At 39.0% G+C, this 390-nt stretch carries 2 tRNA genes; both read right to left on the bottom strand.

The window, feature by feature from the left end:
• Positions 1-72, bottom strand: a tRNA-Lys gene (locus H4J70_RS20280).
• 204 nt (positions 73-276) lie between these two features.
• Positions 277-352 (bottom strand) — tRNA-Lys (locus H4J70_RS20275).
• Between the last annotated feature and the right edge of the window lie 38 nt (positions 353-390).

The following is a 390-nucleotide window of genomic DNA, read 5'->3' as shown; positions in this document are numbered from 1 at the left end:
CGGCCGTGAAGGATTTGAACCTTCGACAAATTGGTTAAAAGCCAACTGCTCTACCAACTGAGCTAACGGCCGACATATAAACTGTGGTGTTGAGAATCATCATCAACTAATGCAAAAATCACTAATATGCTAATTTTGCATTGTACTTGTTAAGAAAGAAAGTGGTCAGCCGTGAAGGATTTGAACCTTCGAGTTAATCGGCTTAACGGTTAAAAGCCTCGGCTTTTTGTTGTTTACTATCTGACTTATAAATTTGGAAATTAATTATTTAAGAAGTGGTCGGCCGTGAAGGATTTGAACCTTCGACAAATTGGTTAAAAGCCAACTGCTCTACCAACTGAGCTAACGGCCGACATATAAACTGTGGTGTTGAGAATCATCATCAACTAA

Source organism: Colwellia sp. BRX8-9 (assembly GCF_014077245.1).
GTDB lineage: Bacteria > Pseudomonadota > Gammaproteobacteria > Enterobacterales > Alteromonadaceae > Colwellia_A.
This window is presented reverse-complemented; position numbering and strand designations above follow the sequence as displayed.